This window comes from Streptomyces sp. RGM 3693 (assembly GCF_050471125.1).
Taxonomy (GTDB): domain Bacteria; phylum Actinomycetota; class Actinomycetes; order Streptomycetales; family Streptomycetaceae; genus Streptomyces.
Map to the genome: position 1 here is coordinate 377666 of NZ_JBMPPQ010000001.1, position 14186 is coordinate 391851.

Consider the following 14186-nt stretch of genomic DNA (forward strand, 5'->3'; position numbering starts at 1 on the left):
CGGGCAACGGCCCGGCGCCCCGCCCGCGCGGCACGCTGACGGGGCGCCAGTTCCGTTGTGACGCTCGCTAGTTGGTGAAAACTCCTGGAGCCGGGGCGCGCGTAGTTGTAGAAGAACGCGGAGGCGGCGGCGGAGGCCGGTCCACCGTGGCTGAGCGCCCGGATCGGGTCCAGCGGTGAGGTCTTGCGGGCCGGCCGGGGCTGCTCCTTGGGGAGGACGGTGAGGGCGAGGAACCCGATGGCCATCAGGACTGCGGTGCCGAAGAAGGGGTAGCGCCACCTTCATGTCGCCCAGGACCGCGCCCAGGAGAGGGCCGCAGGCCATGCCGAGCCCGAGCGCGGATTCGTAGCGCAGGATCGCCACGGCGCTGCCGCCCAGGGATCGTCGTAGGTGCCACCGCCGTGGCTGCTGCTGTGCATGCCGGGGTTCCCCGTCCTGTTCCGGTGCGCGAACCGAAGATCGTTGCCGTTTGCATGTAATAAGTTGGGTGCGCTAAATGGTGCAAGGTGCAACTAAATATTCGGGGGGTTTGGTGCGATGGCGGGAACCGGCCAAGTGTGCGGTCCGGTACGTGATTAGGGGCACACCGGTCGGGTGATCGTCCTTGACGGGACGGCGGCCCAGGAGGACCGTTGGTCGTTATGAGGGGCGAACCCAGTTGCCCAAAGTGCGGAGGCCGGGTGCGGGCGCCCGGTCTCTTTTCCGATAGCTGGCAGTGCGCCGCCCACGGCACCGTGCATCCGCTCCAGCCGGTCGTCCCGCCGAGCGTCGAGGCGCTCGGCGTTGTCGTGCACCGGGCCCAGGTGCCCGTGTGGATGCCCTGGCCGCTGCCGGTCGGCTGGCTGTTCACCGGTGTGGCGTGCGCCGGCGACGACCGTAGCGGCGGCCGGGCGACCGCCGTCGCCTGCTCCGGTCCCGGCCCGCTCGGTGGCCCCGGTGAACTCCTGCTGATCGCCGAGGAGCTGGGCGTCGGGCTCGGTTCCCGTTATGCCGGTATCGACGGCCCCGACCCCGGGCCCCGCCTGAGTGTCGGCAAGCCGCCGAACGCCAAGGTGCTGGCCGCCGGCCGCCCCACCCCGATGTGGCAGGTCCATGGCGCCCCCGCGGACCGTGCGGTCTTCGCGGGCGAGGCCCGCGGACTGTGGCTGTGGGCGATCGCCTGGCCCGAGCAGTCCGGGCTGCTGATGTACGACGAGCTGGTGCTGACGGATCTGCGCGAAGCCGGGGCCGAGGTGGATCTGCTGCCCTGTGGGGCGCTGTCGCCGAGGATTCTGAGCTGACAAGGGCGCCGCGCCTTCGGTTCCTCGGTTTGGGGTGAGGTCCGGCTGGCGGGCGCAAGTTCGGGCGCCCGGTATCCTTCCTGTAGTCCGTGGTAGTGCCCTGTAGTCCTTACGGTGCTCCGCGGTGCGGTGCCCGAATTCCGGGTCCACCGCCGTGTCCGTCCCGCAGCAGTCTGGAGCCCGTGCCGTGCGTATCGATCTGCACACCCACTCCACGGCCTCCGACGGCACGGACACCCCCGCGGAACTGGTGCGCAATGCCGCGGCCGCCGGTCTGGACGTCGTCGCGCTGACCGATCACGACACCGTCGGTGGGTACGCCGAGGCGCGCGCCGCGCTGCCCGAGGGGCTGACGCTGGTCACCGGCGCCGAGCTGTCCTGCCGGCTCGACGGGGTCAGCCTGCACATGCTCGCCTACCTCTTCGACCCCGACGAGCCGGAGCTCGCCCGCGAGCGGGAGCTGGTCCGGGACGACCGGGTGCCGCGCGCCCGGGCCATGGTCGGCAAGCTGCGCGAGTTGGGCGTTCCGGTCATCTGGGAGCAGGTGGCGCGGATCGCCGGCGACGGCGCCGTGGGGCGGCCGCACATCGCCACCGCCCTGGTCGAGCTGGGCGTGGTCGGCTCGGTCTCCGACGCCTTCACCTCCGAGTGGCTGGCCAACGACGGCCGGGCCTACGTGGAGAAGCACGAGCTCGACCCGTTCGACGCGATCCGGCTGGTCAAGGCGGCCGGCGGGGTCACGGTCTTCGCGCACCCGCTCGCCGTCAAGCGCGGCAGCTGCGTCCCGGAGAGCGCGATCGCCGAACTGGCCACGGCCGGCCTGGACGGCATCGAGGTCGACCACATGGACCACGACGAACCGACCCGCGCCCGGCTGCGCTCCCTCGCCGCCGACCTCGGACTGCTGACCACCGGCTCCAGCGACTACCACGGCAGCCGCAAGACCTGTCGCCTCGGCGACTGCACCACCGATCCCGAGATCTACGGGGAGATCGTGCGCCGGGCCACCGGCGCCTTCCCCGTCCCCGGCACGGGCGGCTGAGCCCGCGGGCACCGGCCGGCCGCCGCACCGCACGCCCCCTTCAGTGGGGCGCGTCTGCGCACCCACCCTCCTTCCCACGGGCCGTACCCGGTCGTGCCGCGTCCGGTCCCGTGCGTCTTCCCTCCCCTCGTCCGTACCATCGCAAGGCCAGCACCGTGTTCGACGTCGCCGTCTTCAGTACCCTCTTTGTCACGCTTTTTGTGATCATGGACCCCCCGGGTATCACCCCGATCTTCCTCGCCCTGACCTCCGGCCGCCCGGCCAAGGTGCAGCGCCGGATGGCCTGGCAGGCGGCCACCGTCGCGTTCTGCGTGATCGCCGTCTTCGGGCTCTTCGGCAAGCAGATCCTCGGGCGCCTGCACATCTCCACGCCCGCGCTGATGATCGCCGGCGGGCTGCTGCTCCTGCTGGTGGCGCTGGACCTGCTGACCGGCAAGTCCGAGGAGCCGACCCAGACCAAGGACGTCAATGTGGCGCTGGTGCCGCTGGGGATGCCGCTGCTGGCCGGGCCGGGGGCGATCGTCTCGGTGATCCTCGCGGTGCAGCACGCCGACGGCGTCGCGTCCCAGGTCGCGGTCTGGGCGGCGATCGCCGCCATCCACGTGGTGCTCTACGTGGTGATGCGGTTCTCGCTGGTGATCATCCGGGTGATCAAGGACGGCGGGGTGGTGCTGGTGACCCGGCTGGCCGGGATGATGCTCTCCGCGCTCGCCGTGCAGCAGATCATCAACGGTGTGACGCAGGTGATCCAGGCGTCCTGAGCGGCTCCGGATACGACGGCGCCCCCGTACGGCGTGTCCGTACGGGGGCGTTCGTGTGTCTTCGTTACGTCGTCGTCAGCGCGCGGGTCGGTCGTGTCGACGCTCAGTGGACGGCAACGGTGTCGGCCGGGCGGATGTAGATGCGCTGCCCTATGGCGGCGGCCTGCTGCACGATCTGGTTGACGGAGGCGGCGTCCACGACGGTGCTGTCCACGGCGGCGCCGTCGACGTCGTCCAGGCGCATGATCTCGAAGCGCATATGGCTTCTCCCTTCGTCCGATCCTCCTGCGGAGAACTCTTTGACAGGACTTGCCCGGCTTCGTTGCCGGGCGTTCCGTATGGGTACAACGAGCCTACAGCTGAAATGATTCCCTACGCTAACGAAAAGTTTTCATGGTCTAAGGAATGCGTGTGCGGGAACGAGTGTGGTTGTGCCCGCCGAGCGCACGCCAGGACAATGGATCCCGCAATGAGCAACCCCCAGCCCACGGGCACCACCGACCTCACGACGCTCGCCGCCGGCATCGAGCGCACCAACGAGCTGCTCACCCGGGTCCTCGCTGAGGTCGCCACCACCCCGTCCACCCACGCGGTCTTCGCCGATGCGGGCTACGTCTACGCCGCCACCGGGCGGCTGGTCGCCGGCACGGAGGACCGCAAGGCGTTCGAGCTGGACGCCGAGGGGATCATCGAGGCGTTCATCGACAAGGCTCGGATGATCTTCCCGGACAGTCGGCTGCTGCGGGTCTACTGGTACGACGGCGCCCGCCGCCGGATCCACACCCAGGAGCAGCAGCGGATCGCCGAGCTCCCCGACGTCAAGGTCCGGCTCGGCAACCTCAACGCCCACAACCAGCAGAAGGGCGTCGACTCGCTGATCCGCACCGACCTGGAGTCGTTGGCCCGGCACCGGGCGATCACCGACGCCGTCCTGATCGGCGGCGACGAGGACCTGGTCTCCGCCGTCGAGGCGGCCCAGGGCTACGGCGCCCGGGTCCACCTGTGGGGCATCGAGGCACCGGGCGGCCGCAACCAGGCCGAGCCGCTGATGTGGGAGGTGGACAGCGCGCGCACCTTCGACCTGGACTTCTGCAAGCCGTACGTCACCCGGCGGACGGCCGGCGAGTGCCCCGAGCCGGGGGCCGGCGAGGGGCCGGCGCCGACCCGCGAGGAGGTCCGGTTCGTGGGGGCGCGGGTCGCCGCCCAGTGGCTGTCGGAGCGCGGTCCGGCGTGGGTGGCCGAACTGCTGCCCGGCCACCCGTACCTGCCCGGCACCGTCGACCAGGAGCTGCTCACCGCCGCCGAGGCGCTGCTGAGGCACTCCCTGCGCGGTCACGCCGATCTGCGGCGGGTGCTGCGCGACGGGTTCTGGGACCACGTCCAGGGACGCTTCTAGGGCCGCCGCCTCGGTGATGGAGGGTCAGCTGACGTCACTCCAGAAGCCCGCCAGCGCCCCGGCGGCGAGGGTCAGTCGACGTCACTCCAGAAACCCGCCAGCGCCCCGGCGGTCTTTTCCGGGCGTTCGGCGTTGGGGGAGTGCTCGGCGCCTTCGATGATCGTGCGCCGGGCGGAGAGGCGGCGGGCCATCGCGTCCATCAGCGGCACCGGCCAGGCGTAGTCGACGGTTCCCGAGACGACGTGGACCGGCAGCCCGGTACGGGCCAGTTCGGCGACCCGGTCGGGCTCCGTCAGCATCTGCCGCCCGGTCGCCATCAGTTGCTCGGGGACGGTGTTCAGCCAACGCTGCCGCAGGAACGCGGCAATCTCCGGCGGCAGTGCGTCGTGCGCGGCCGCAGTGGGGGTCCCCCCAGCGCCGGTCGGGGGAGCGTCCAACGCCTGCATCGCCTCCCACACCTGCTCCATGCCCATCGTGCCGAGCGCCTCGATCAGCATCCGCACCCGGGTCCGCTGGGCCGGGTCGATGGCGGCCGGCCCGGAACTGAGCACGGTCAGAGAACGGAACGGCGCCGGGTCGTGCACCACCGCGGCCCGGGTGATCAGTCCGCCGAGGGAGTGCCCCAGCAGGTGCAGCGGGCCGCCGCCGGGCTCGCCCAGGGCCAGCGCCTGGGCTCGCACGTCGAGTGCCAACTCCCGCTGGTCGTACGCCCGTTGATCGCGCGGTCCGAGGGACTCGTGCTGTCCGCGGCCGTCCACCGCGACCGCCCGGAACCCGGCGGCGGCGAGCGGTGCCAGCAGCGCGATGAAGTCCTCCTTGCTGCCGGTGAAGCCGGGGACGAGGAGGGCGGTGCCGATCGGGGCGCCGTCGGGACGGGCGTCGTGCGCGGCGAACGCGCCGCGTTCGGTGTCGAGCCGGTACGCGCGGGCGCACGGCGGCAGTGTGAGGGTGGGCGGCCTGCTCATGGGCTGAGGTTATCGGGACGGCCGGGGAAAACCCGCCCGGGTCGCCGGCGTTGCCGGGGCCCGGAACGCCGGCGACCCGGCGCCCGCACGAGGCGGGGCCGGGTCGTCAGGTGCCGTCGGGCCGGGCGGGATCAGCTCTCGGCCGGTGCCTCCGAGGGCTGCGCCTTCTTGGTGGCGACCCGCTTGCGGGTGCGCTTGGGCTTGGCCTCCGCGCCGTCCACCGCCTCCGCGGCAGCGGCCTCGGGGGCGGCCTCGGCGGCCTTGGCGGCGGCGGTCTTCCGCGTCCGCTTGGGCTTGGCCGGCGCCTCCCCGTCGGTGGCCTCGGCCGCGGCGGCGGGCTTGGCCTTGGCGGCCTTGGTGGCAGTGGTCTTGGCCGCGGCCGTCTTCCGGGCGCGCTTGGGCTTCTCCGGAGCGGCCTCGACGCCCTCGGCCGTCGCCACGACGGCTTCGGCCTCCGCCGCGGGCTGCGCGGCGGCGGTCTTCCGGGTCCGGGTCCGCTTGGGCTTGGCCGGCGCCTCGGTCTCCGCGACGGCGGCGGTCACCGCGGTGGCCTCCGCCGTGTCCACGGCGGCTTCCGCGGCCTCGGCGGGTGCCGCCTTCTTGGCCGCAGCCCGCTTGCGGGTGCGCTTGGGCTTCTCCGGAGCGGCCTCGACGCCCTCGGCCGTCGCCACGACGGCTACGGCCTCGGCCACGGCCGGAGCGGTCGCCTCCGCCGCCTCGCTCACCGGCTCCACCGGAGCGGCTGAGGTCGTGCTCTCCGCTGCGGCCTTGGCGGCACTGCGGGTACGGCGCCGGCGCGGCTTGGCGGCCAGCTCCCGGTCCGCTTCGGCGTCCGGGCCGGCCGCGGGGGCCGGCACCGTGGTGGCCTCGGCGACCACAGCGGTCGCGGCCTCGCGGACCTCGGCCACGGCGGCCGCGGAGGCGGTGGCTGCCACCGCTCCCCGGGTGCGGCGCCGACGCCGGGGCGTCCGCGGTGCCGCGGCGGCCTCGGTGTCCTCGGCGGTGCGCACCGCGGCGTCCGCCGTCTCCGGCGTGCCCGCGGCGGCGGCCGACTCGTCCAGCGGAGTCCCGCCCCGCGTGCGGCGCCGCTGGCGCGGCGTGCGGGTGCGCCGGGGCTCTTCCTGGGTGTCCTTCTCGGCCCGCGCCTCGGACCGCCGGCCGCGCCCGCGGCCCCCGGTCTCGCCGAGGTCCTCGACCTCCTCGGCGGCCAGCCCGGCCCGGGTGCGCTCGGCGCGCGGCAGCACGCCCTTGGTGCCCGCCGGGATGTCGAGCTGCTCGTAGAGGTGCGGCGAGGTGGAGTAGGTCTCCTCCGGCTCGTCGAACGACAGGTCCAGCGCCTTGTTGATCAGCTTCCAGCGCGGGATGTCGTCCCAGTCGACGAGGGTGACCGCGGTGCCCTTGGCGCCGGCCCGGCCGGTGCGGCCGATGCGGTGCAGGTAGGTCTTCTCGTCCTCGGGCGACTGGTAGTTGATGACGTGCGTCACGCCCTCGACGTCGATGCCGCGGGCGGCGACGTCGGTGCAGACCAGGACGTCGACCTTGCCGTTACGGAAGGCGCGCAGCGCCTGCTCGCGGGCGCCCTGGCCGAGGTCGCCGTGGACCGCGCCGGACGCGAAGCCGCGGCGGGCGAGCTGGTCGGCGATGTCGGCGGCGGTCCGCTTCGTGCGGCAGAACACCATCGCCAGCCCGCGGCCCTCCGCCTGGAGGATGCGGGAGACCAGCTCCGGCTTGTCCATCGAGTGCGCCCGGAAGACGTGCTGGGTGATGTTGGCGACCGTCGCGCCCTGGTCGTCCGGGGCGGTGGCGCGGATGTGCGTGGGCTGCGACATGTAGCGGCGGGCCAGCGAGATGACCTGGCCGGGCATGGTCGCCGAGAACAGCATGGTCTGCCGCTTGGCCGGCAGCAGCTGGAGGATCCTCTCGACGTCGGGCAGGAAGCCCAGGTCGAGCATCTCGTCGGCCTCGTCCAGGACGAGGGTGCGCACCTGCGACAGGTCGAGCTTCTTCTGGCCTGCCAGGTCCAGCAGCCGGCCGGGCGTGCCGACGACCACGTCGACGCCCTTCTTCAGCGCCTCGACCTGCGGCTCGTACGCCCGGCCGCCGTAGATCGCCAGGACCCGGACGTTACGCACCTTGCCGGCGGTCAGCAGGTCATTGGTGACCTGCTGACACAGCTCGCGAGTGGGCACGACCACGAGGGCCTGCGGCTCCTCGGTCAGCTGCTCGGGCGTGGCCCGGCCGACCTCGACGTCGACGGGGACGGTGACCCGCTCCAGCAGCGGCAGGCCGAAGCCGAGCGTCTTGCCGGTGCCGGTCTTGGCCTGGCCGATGACGTCGTTGCCGGAGAGGGCGACGGGGAGCGTCAGCTCCTGGATGGGAAAGGGGGAAACGATGCCGACGGCTTCCAGGGCCTCGGCGGTCTCGGGGAAAATCCCGAGATCACGGAACGTCGTAGACAGAGTCTTGCCTCTTCTGTGAGACGCGGCGAGAGGCGGCGAAGGGGGTCGTACCGCACCGTCGTACGGGTTCGTACGGCGCCGGCCTGACAGGCCGGACGGCGCGGGACCACTGCCATCGCTCAGGCACTCCTGCCGCGAGCGGTATCCCTCCTGCTGTGCGCACGTCTCGTACGCGCCGCGGGGGAGGGCGGTCGGGTGGAGCCGATCGGGCCACCGACCGGGCATCCGCTTTCGTGGAACGACCCACCGATACTCGGCGGGTCCTTTAGCACTGTACCCCGGATATCGCGTGTGAATCCGAAGGCGTGTATGACTGAGGAATTCATCACGGCGCGCCGTACCGGTCGCGGCGATCACGCGAACGGGTGGTCGAGCCGTGGCTGACCAGGGCCTTCCGTAGCCCTTCGGGCGGGCTATTGTGCCGGTCATGGAGACGCCTGACAACGCCGCTGCTGACGCGCAAGAACACACCGGAATCGCCGCCCAGGACTGGGCCCAGGCATCCGCTGACCCGCAGTACCGGGCCGCTGTGATCGATCTGCTCGGCGCCCTCGCGTACGGCGAACTGTCCGCCTTCGAGCGCCTGGCGGAGGACGCCAAACTCGCCCCGACGATGGACGACAAGGCCGAACTGGCCAAGATGGCCTCGGCGGAATTCCACCACTTCGAGCGGCTCCGCGACCGGCTCGCCGAGATCGAGGCGGAGCCGAACGAGGCGATGGAACCGTTCGCCGCGGCCCTGGACGAGTTCCACCGCCAGACCGCGCCGTCGGACTGGCTGGAGGGCCTGGTCAAGGCGTACGTCGGCGACTCGATCGCCAGTGACTTCTACCGCGAGGTCGCGGTCCGGCTGGACTCCGACACCCGCGACCTGGTGCTCGCGGTGCTGGACGACACCGGGCACGCCACCTTCGCGGTGGAGAAGGTCCGGGCCGCCATCGAGGTCGAGCCGCGGGTCGGCGGCCGGCTGGCGCTGTGGGCCCGCCGGCTGATGGGCGAGGCGCTCTCGCAGGCCCAGCGGGTGGTCGCGGACCGCGACGCGCTCTCCACCATGCTGGTCGGCGGGCTGGCCGACGGCTTCGACCTGGCCGAGGTCGGCCGGATGTTCTCCCGGATCACCGAGGCGCACACCAAGCGGATGGCCGCGCTGGGCCTCGCGGCCTGACGGGGCCGGCGCGGCATTCCGCACTGGCCTCGAACGGGGCACCGGACGGTCAGCAGGCCGTCCGGTGGCCCTTCAGCGGGGCGGCCGGGCGGCGGGTCCGGCGGCGCGGCGGGCGCACCAGGACCGACAGCAGCGCGGAGCCCACGGCGAGCGCGGCGACCATCACCTGGACCGGGTGGCCGGGCCCCAGGATCGACCGGGTCAGCAGCGCGCCGAGCAGCGCCGCGACCGGGCCGGTGGCCAGCGTCAGGGCGGGGGCGGGGAACCGCTCGGGAAGCCAGCGCCGCGCGGACAGGGCGATGGCGAATCCGACGATCACGGCGCCGAGCGCTTCCCAGATCATGCTGTTCCCTCCCGCGTGACGAGGCCGATCGGACGAACAAATCGGTCGTAGGCGGTCGTACCCAGGGGCCGCCGGCAACAACCCTCCGGCGGGGGCCCGCTTGTCCGGTCAGCGTGCGCCTCCGTCCGGCCATCGGGCAAGGGATTTCGGCAGGCGGTTTCCGGGGCCGCGCCGGACAGGGGGACGACACAGGGCGGCGGCCCGGAGAGTTCAGGCTCTCCGGGCCGCCGCCCTGTGTCAGTGACGGCGCCTCAGCGCCGGTGTGCTGCCGCCGCTCAGGGCGCGCCGAAGCCGACCTTGCGGGCGGTCGGCTCGCCAAGCTCCACGTAGGCCACCCGGTCCGCCGCGACGAAGACCCGGCGACCGTGATCGTCCACCAGGCTCAGCAGCTCCGCCTTGCCGGTCAGGGCGTCGCTCACCGCGCGCTCGACCTCCTCGGCAGACTGCCCGCTCTCCAGAACGATCTCGCGCGGCGCGTGCTGCACGCCGATCTTGACCTCCACGGCTACTGTCCCTCCGACGGTCTGGGGGTCCCCCGAGCGTCAGCCGGGGGAGGGTGCGCGGCCAGCCGCGCGGTACGCAGCACACATTAGCCCGGTACGGGGACGGACAGGACGTCGCCGGCCACGCCAGCAGCGAACACGGTCAGTGTGTGTCGCTGCCGTGCAGCGGGAATCCTGCGATGCCCTTCCAGGCGAGCGAGGTCAGCAGCTGCACCGCGGTTTCCCGCGGCACCTGGCTCTCCGAGGACAGCCAGTACCGCGCTACGACCTGGGAGACCCCGCCCAGGCCCACGGCCAGCAGCATCGACTCGTCCCGCGACAGCCCGGTGTCCTCGGCGATCACCGCGCTGATCGCCTCGGCGCACTCCAGGGACACCTTGTCCACCCGCTCGCGCACGGCCGGCTCGTTGGTCAGGTCCGACTCGAAGACCAGCCGGAACGCGCCGCCCGGGTCCTCCACGTACGCGAAGTAGGCGTCCATCGTGGCGGCCACGCGCTGCTTGTTGTCGTTGGTCGACGCCAGGGCCGTGCGCACCGAGTGCAGCAGTGCCTCGCAGTGCTGGTCCAGCAGCGCCAGGTAGAGCTCCAGCTTGCCGGGGAAGTGTTGGTAGAGCACCGGCTTGCTGACGCCGGCCCGCTCGGCGATGTCGTCCATCGCGGCCGCGTGGTAGCCCTGCGCGACGAACACTTCCTGGGCCGCGCCCAGGAGCTGGTTCCGCCGTGCTCGGCGTGGCAGGCGTGTGCCCCGCGGGCGCGCCGCCTCGGTCTGCTCGATGGCGCTCACGCTGCCTCCCAGAAATCGTTGCGATTGCGGTCCGTACAAGGTGGTGCACCGCGGCCGTCATCGTACTTTTGGGTAACGGGGCTGTGTGCGGTCCGGGGGGAGAAATTCTGCCCGGCTCCACTCCCCGAAGCCGACATAACGCCCCAGGTCATCGGTATTCGTCTTCGTTGAGCTCGACGACCCGAGCCTGTTCGGCGCGGTCCGCCTCGTTCGCGGAGAATTCGCTGCCGGTCACGGTCTCGTCGCGCTGCGGTGCGAGTTCGGCGTGCTGCTCGGCGGCGTCGGCCTCCGGCGCCTCCACGTCGATCTGGGTGGGGGCCGGGCCGTTCGCCGCGTCCTCGAAGGTGTCAGGGTCTGTCGGGTCGACGTGCATGGTGGCTCCCTTGTCCGGTGCGTGCGGGCGCCTTGGTCCGCGGGTGGCCGCCCTAGCTACGAGCCTAGGAGAGCGGTTGCGCCAGCGCGATGCGGTGTGTGACCGCGAACACACAATCGGGGGCGTGATCGTCTCGTAACATCGACAGCATGTCTTCGACCGAGTCGCCGGACACCGCGACAGCGGCCGCCTTCCCGGTGCCGCCGGCCGGACCCGGCGCCGCGGACGAGGCGGTCGAGTGGGTGTCGCTGGCGTCGCCGCCACGGCTGACGATGGCCGTCCGGACCCCGGGCGAGCCGGCCGACACCGCCGGCCGGGACCGCGAACCCGCCCTCTACGTCCACGGCCTGGGCGGCTCGTCCCGGAACTGGTCGGCCCTGATGCCGCTGCTCGCCGACCGGCTGGCCGGCGAGGCGATCGACCTCCCCGGCTTCGGCGAGTCACCGCCGCCGGACGACGGCAACTACTCGGTCTCCGCACAGGCCCGCGCGGTCATCCGCCACCTCGACGCGGCCGAGCGCGGCCCCGTCCACCTCATCGGCAACTCCATGGGCGGCGCGGCGACGACCCGGGTCGCGGCGATGCGCCCCGATCTGGTGCGCACCCTCACCCTGATCTCGCCCGCGCTGCCCGAACTCCGGCCGCAGCGGACGGCGGTGCCCACCGCGCTGCTCGCGGTCCCCGGCGTGGCCCGGCTGTTCGGCCGGCTCACCCGCGCCTGGACGCCGGAGCAGCGCACCCGCGAGGTGCTGGCGCTCTGCTACGGCGATCCGGCCCGGATCACCCCCGAGGGCTTCGGCTCGGCGGTCGAGGAGTACGCCCGACGGCTCGAACTCCCGTATTTCTGGGAGGTGATGGAGCGTTCGGCGCGCGGTGTGGTCAACGCCTACACGCTCGGCGGCCAGCACGGTCTGTGGCGTCAGGCCGAACGGGTCCTGGCGCCCACCCTCCTCGTCTACGGTGGACGCGACCGCCTGGTCTCCATCCGGATGGCGCGGCGGGCGGCCGCGGCGTTCCGCGGCTCACGGCTGCTGACACTTCCGGAGGCGGGACACGTGGCGATGATGGAGTACCCCGAGGCGGTGGCGCGGGCCGTCCGCGACCTGGTCGACTCCGCCGCGGACCGGTCCGGAGCCCCCGGTGCGGACACCGGCTCCGCCCGCGTGTCCGATGCCGCGCAGCCTGCTGTGGGCGGGAGTTGACGGGCCCCATGGGACGACACAGCCGCCGGGGCGGGCGGCAACGCCCGTCCGGTGACGCAGCCGAGACCGCCGGCGGTACGCCGCCCGCCCCGGGGACGGGGCGCCGCCGCCGGGTGACCGGGCCGCCGGAGGGCTGCGGGACGGTCCGCGGTGGCCATCCCGAGCAGCGCGAGCCGGGCGGAGGCTGGGGCGCGGTCCCTGAGCCGACCATCCACGGCGCCACCGCGTACGCACCGGGTGCTGCGCCCGCGCCCAGGATCCCCCGGCCGCGGGCCGCCGAGCCCGACGGGCCCCGTTCCGGTACGCCGCCCTTCGGCACGCCCGCGGCCGGTACGCCCGGGTGCGGTGCGCCGGTGGTGTCGCCGGGTGGTGGGCCGGGGCCGCGGCGGGAGTATCTGGAGGCGTTCGGCGGGTCGGGCCGGCCGGTCGCGCGGGGCCCCGAGCCCGCCGACTTCCCGGCGGGCTTCCCTCGCGAGGGGGCCGTGGCCTTCCTGGACGGGGCTTCCGGCGGCACGTCCGGCGCGGTGTTCGCCGTTCCGGCGGCTGGTCGGGGTGGTGGCGACGCGGTCACGGTCGAGGGCGAGGAAGCGGCCGGGGGCGACGCCGGCCCCGGGGACGCGGTGCGGGTGGCCCGGAAGGGCACCAAGGCGCGGACGTTCACCGGTGCGGCGGCCGCGGCGGTGACCACCGCACTCGCCGTCGTCATCGCGGGCCAGGTCGCCGACCAACACCGGGACGACGGTGGGGCGCAGGCCCGCAGCGGTGACGACCGGACCGACGGCGGCACCGACCAGGCGCCGCCCTCCGAGGTGCGGGCCGGCCAGGACGCCAAGCCCGCCGACTACGCCACCCAGATGGCGCAGGTCTTCCCGCTGGACCCGAAGTTGACCGCCAGCGGCCGGTTCCGGCCGGTCGGCGGCGACGCCAGGGCGCCCGGCCACGGCAAGGTGCTGCGTTACCGCGTGGACGTCGAGGAGGGACTGCCGCTGGACGGCGAGCTGTTCGCCGAGGCGGTGCACAAGACCCTCAACGACGACCGGAGTTGGGCGCACGGCGGACAGCGGACCTTCCAGCGGGTGGGGTCCGGCGACGCGGACTTCGTGATCTCGTTGGCGAGCCCCGGGACGACCGGGAAGTGGTGCGCCAAGTCCGGTCTGGACACCACCGAGGACAACGTTTCCTGCGACTCGGCGGCCACCCAGCGCGTGATGATCAACGCCTACCGATGGGCGCAGGGCGCCAAGACCTACGGCCCGGACAAGATGCTGGCCTACCGGCAGATGCTGATCAATCACGAGGTCGGGCACCGGCTCGGGCACAACCACGAGGTCTGCTCGCGGCCGGGCGCGCTCGCCCCGGTGATGATGCAGCAGACCAAGTTCCTGACCACGGACGGGGCGACCTGCCGGCCCAACTCCTGGCCGTACCCGACCGGACAGTGAGCCGCACCCGGCGGGCGTGGAGCGCTTCGTCGGCCAGGCGTGAGGCGCCTCGTCGGTCAGGCGTGTGGCACTTCGTCGTCAGGCATCGCCCGGGCCCTGGCACCCACGCCCCGGCTGCCGGTCTGCGACGCACCGGTCTCCGCGCTCGACGTCACCACCCAGGCGCAGATCATGGCCCTACTCGCCGAACTCCGACGGGAGTTGGGCCTCGCGCTGGTCTTCATCGCCCGCGACCTGGCGGTGGTCCGGGCGGCCGGTGACCGGGTGGCGGTGATGCGGGCCGGCCGGATCGTCGAGGAGGGGCCAGTCGGCCAGGTGTACGGCAGCCCGCAACACCCCTGCACCCAGGGGCTGCTGGCGGCCGTCCCGGTACTGGTTCCGCAGGTCGCGGCCGGGAAGCGGACGGTGCGGGCGGTCGCCTAGGGCCGGTCCTCCCCACCCAACGCCCCCATAGCGCGGCGAAACGCCCCG

Annotated in this window: 14 protein-coding genes and 2 pseudogenes; 8 read left to right on the forward strand and 8 right to left on the reverse strand. The window is 73.1% G+C overall.

Annotated elements, in window-relative coordinates; translation table 11 throughout:
- Nucleotides 1-101: 101 nt before the first annotated feature.
- Nucleotides 102-460 (reverse strand): annotated as a pseudogene (locus ACO0M4_RS01750) (MFS transporter); the annotation flags it as partial.
- 181 nt (nt 461-641) lie between these two features.
- On the opposite strand from ACO0M4_RS01750, the gene ACO0M4_RS01755 reads away from it, so the two are divergent.
- The 3 genes from ACO0M4_RS01755 (at nt 642) to ACO0M4_RS01765 (ending at nt 3083) form a co-directional block, all read left to right on the forward strand.
- A complete protein-coding gene (locus tag ACO0M4_RS01755) occupies nt 642-1280 on the forward strand; it encodes a DUF6758 family protein (RefSeq protein ID WP_100599928.1) in 639 nt (212 codons plus the stop codon).
- Nucleotides 1281-1467: 187 nt separating this feature from the next.
- Nucleotides 1468-2322: a PHP domain-containing protein gene (locus tag ACO0M4_RS01760; protein WP_430367736.1), complete on the forward strand. Its 855-nt coding sequence runs from the start codon at nt 1468-1470 to the stop codon at nt 2320-2322.
- Nucleotides 2323-2477: 155 nt separating this feature from the next.
- Nucleotides 2478-3083: a MarC family protein gene (locus ACO0M4_RS01765; protein WP_430367737.1), complete on the forward strand. Its 606-nt coding sequence runs from the start codon at nt 2478-2480 to the stop codon at nt 3081-3083.
- A 103-nt stretch (nt 3084-3186) separates the two neighbouring features.
- On the opposite strand, the gene ACO0M4_RS01770 is transcribed toward ACO0M4_RS01765, so the two are convergent.
- Entirely contained in the window at nt 3187-3342 is a 156-nt protein-coding gene (locus ACO0M4_RS01770) for a hypothetical protein (RefSeq protein ID WP_430367738.1), read from the reverse strand.
- A gap of 210 nt (nt 3343-3552) precedes the next feature.
- Here ACO0M4_RS01770 and ACO0M4_RS01775 point away from each other — a divergent pair, with 210 nt between their 5' ends.
- The gene (locus tag ACO0M4_RS01775; RefSeq protein WP_430367739.1) at nt 3553-4479 is read left to right on the forward strand and encodes an NYN domain-containing protein; all 927 of its coding nucleotides are present in this window, start codon (nt 3553-3555) and stop codon (nt 4477-4479) included.
- Between the two features lie 71 nt (nt 4480-4550).
- Here ACO0M4_RS01775 and ACO0M4_RS01780 read toward each other — a convergent pair whose 3' ends face one another.
- The gene (locus ACO0M4_RS01780) at nt 4551-5444 is read right to left on the reverse strand and encodes an alpha/beta fold hydrolase (protein ID WP_430367740.1); all 894 of its coding nucleotides are present in this window, start codon (nt 5442-5444) and stop codon (nt 4551-4553) included.
- 131 nt (nt 5445-5575) lie between these two features.
- On the reverse strand, nt 5576-8128 hold the full coding sequence (locus ACO0M4_RS01785; protein ID WP_430367741.1) for a DEAD/DEAH box helicase: 2553 nt from the start codon (nt 8126-8128) through the stop codon (nt 5576-5578).
- Nucleotides 8129-8330: 202 nt separating this feature from the next.
- On the opposite strand from ACO0M4_RS01785, the gene ACO0M4_RS01790 reads away from it, so the two are divergent.
- Nucleotides 8331-9068, forward strand: a complete 738-nt coding sequence (locus ACO0M4_RS01790; protein WP_430367742.1) for a ferritin-like fold-containing protein — start codon at nt 8331-8333, stop codon at nt 9066-9068.
- 49 nt (nt 9069-9117) lie between these two features.
- Here the strand turns inward: ACO0M4_RS01790 and ACO0M4_RS01795 are convergent, their stop codons facing one another.
- From ACO0M4_RS01795 to ACO0M4_RS01810, 4 genes are all read right to left on the reverse strand, one after another.
- The gene (locus ACO0M4_RS01795; protein WP_430367743.1) at nt 9118-9411 is read right to left on the reverse strand and encodes a hypothetical protein; all 294 of its coding nucleotides are present in this window, start codon (nt 9409-9411) and stop codon (nt 9118-9120) included.
- A gap of 275 nt (nt 9412-9686) precedes the next feature.
- Nucleotides 9687-9914 (reverse strand): DUF3107 domain-containing protein, encoded by a 228-nt coding sequence (locus ACO0M4_RS01800; protein ID WP_390024946.1) that lies wholly within the window; start codon nt 9912-9914, stop codon nt 9687-9689.
- Nucleotides 9915-10056: 142 nt separating this feature from the next.
- Nucleotides 10057-10698, reverse strand: a complete 642-nt coding sequence (locus ACO0M4_RS01805) for a TetR/AcrR family transcriptional regulator (RefSeq protein ID WP_430367744.1) — start codon at nt 10696-10698, stop codon at nt 10057-10059.
- Nucleotides 10699-10846: 148 nt separating this feature from the next.
- Nucleotides 10847-11071 carry a hypothetical protein gene (locus tag ACO0M4_RS01810; protein WP_430367745.1) on the reverse strand — a complete coding sequence of 75 codons (225 nt, stop codon included), beginning with the start codon at nt 11069-11071 and terminating at the stop codon, nt 10847-10849.
- A gap of 149 nt (nt 11072-11220) precedes the next feature.
- Here ACO0M4_RS01810 and ACO0M4_RS01815 point away from each other — a divergent pair, with 149 nt between their 5' ends.
- The 3 genes and pseudogenes from ACO0M4_RS01815 to ACO0M4_RS01825 form a co-directional block, all read left to right on the forward strand.
- Nucleotides 11221-12273, forward strand: a complete 1053-nt coding sequence (locus ACO0M4_RS01815) for an alpha/beta fold hydrolase (RefSeq protein WP_430367746.1) — start codon at nt 11221-11223, stop codon at nt 12271-12273.
- A gap of 8 nt (nt 12274-12281) precedes the next feature.
- On the forward strand, nt 12282-13715 hold the full coding sequence (locus tag ACO0M4_RS01820) for a DUF3152 domain-containing protein (protein ID WP_430367747.1): 1434 nt from the start codon (nt 12282-12284) through the stop codon (nt 13713-13715).
- Nucleotides 13716-13796: 81 nt separating this feature from the next.
- Nucleotides 13797-14138: pseudogene (locus ACO0M4_RS01825) on the forward strand (ABC transporter ATP-binding protein); the annotation flags it as partial.
- Nucleotides 14139-14186 lie beyond the last annotated feature (48 nt).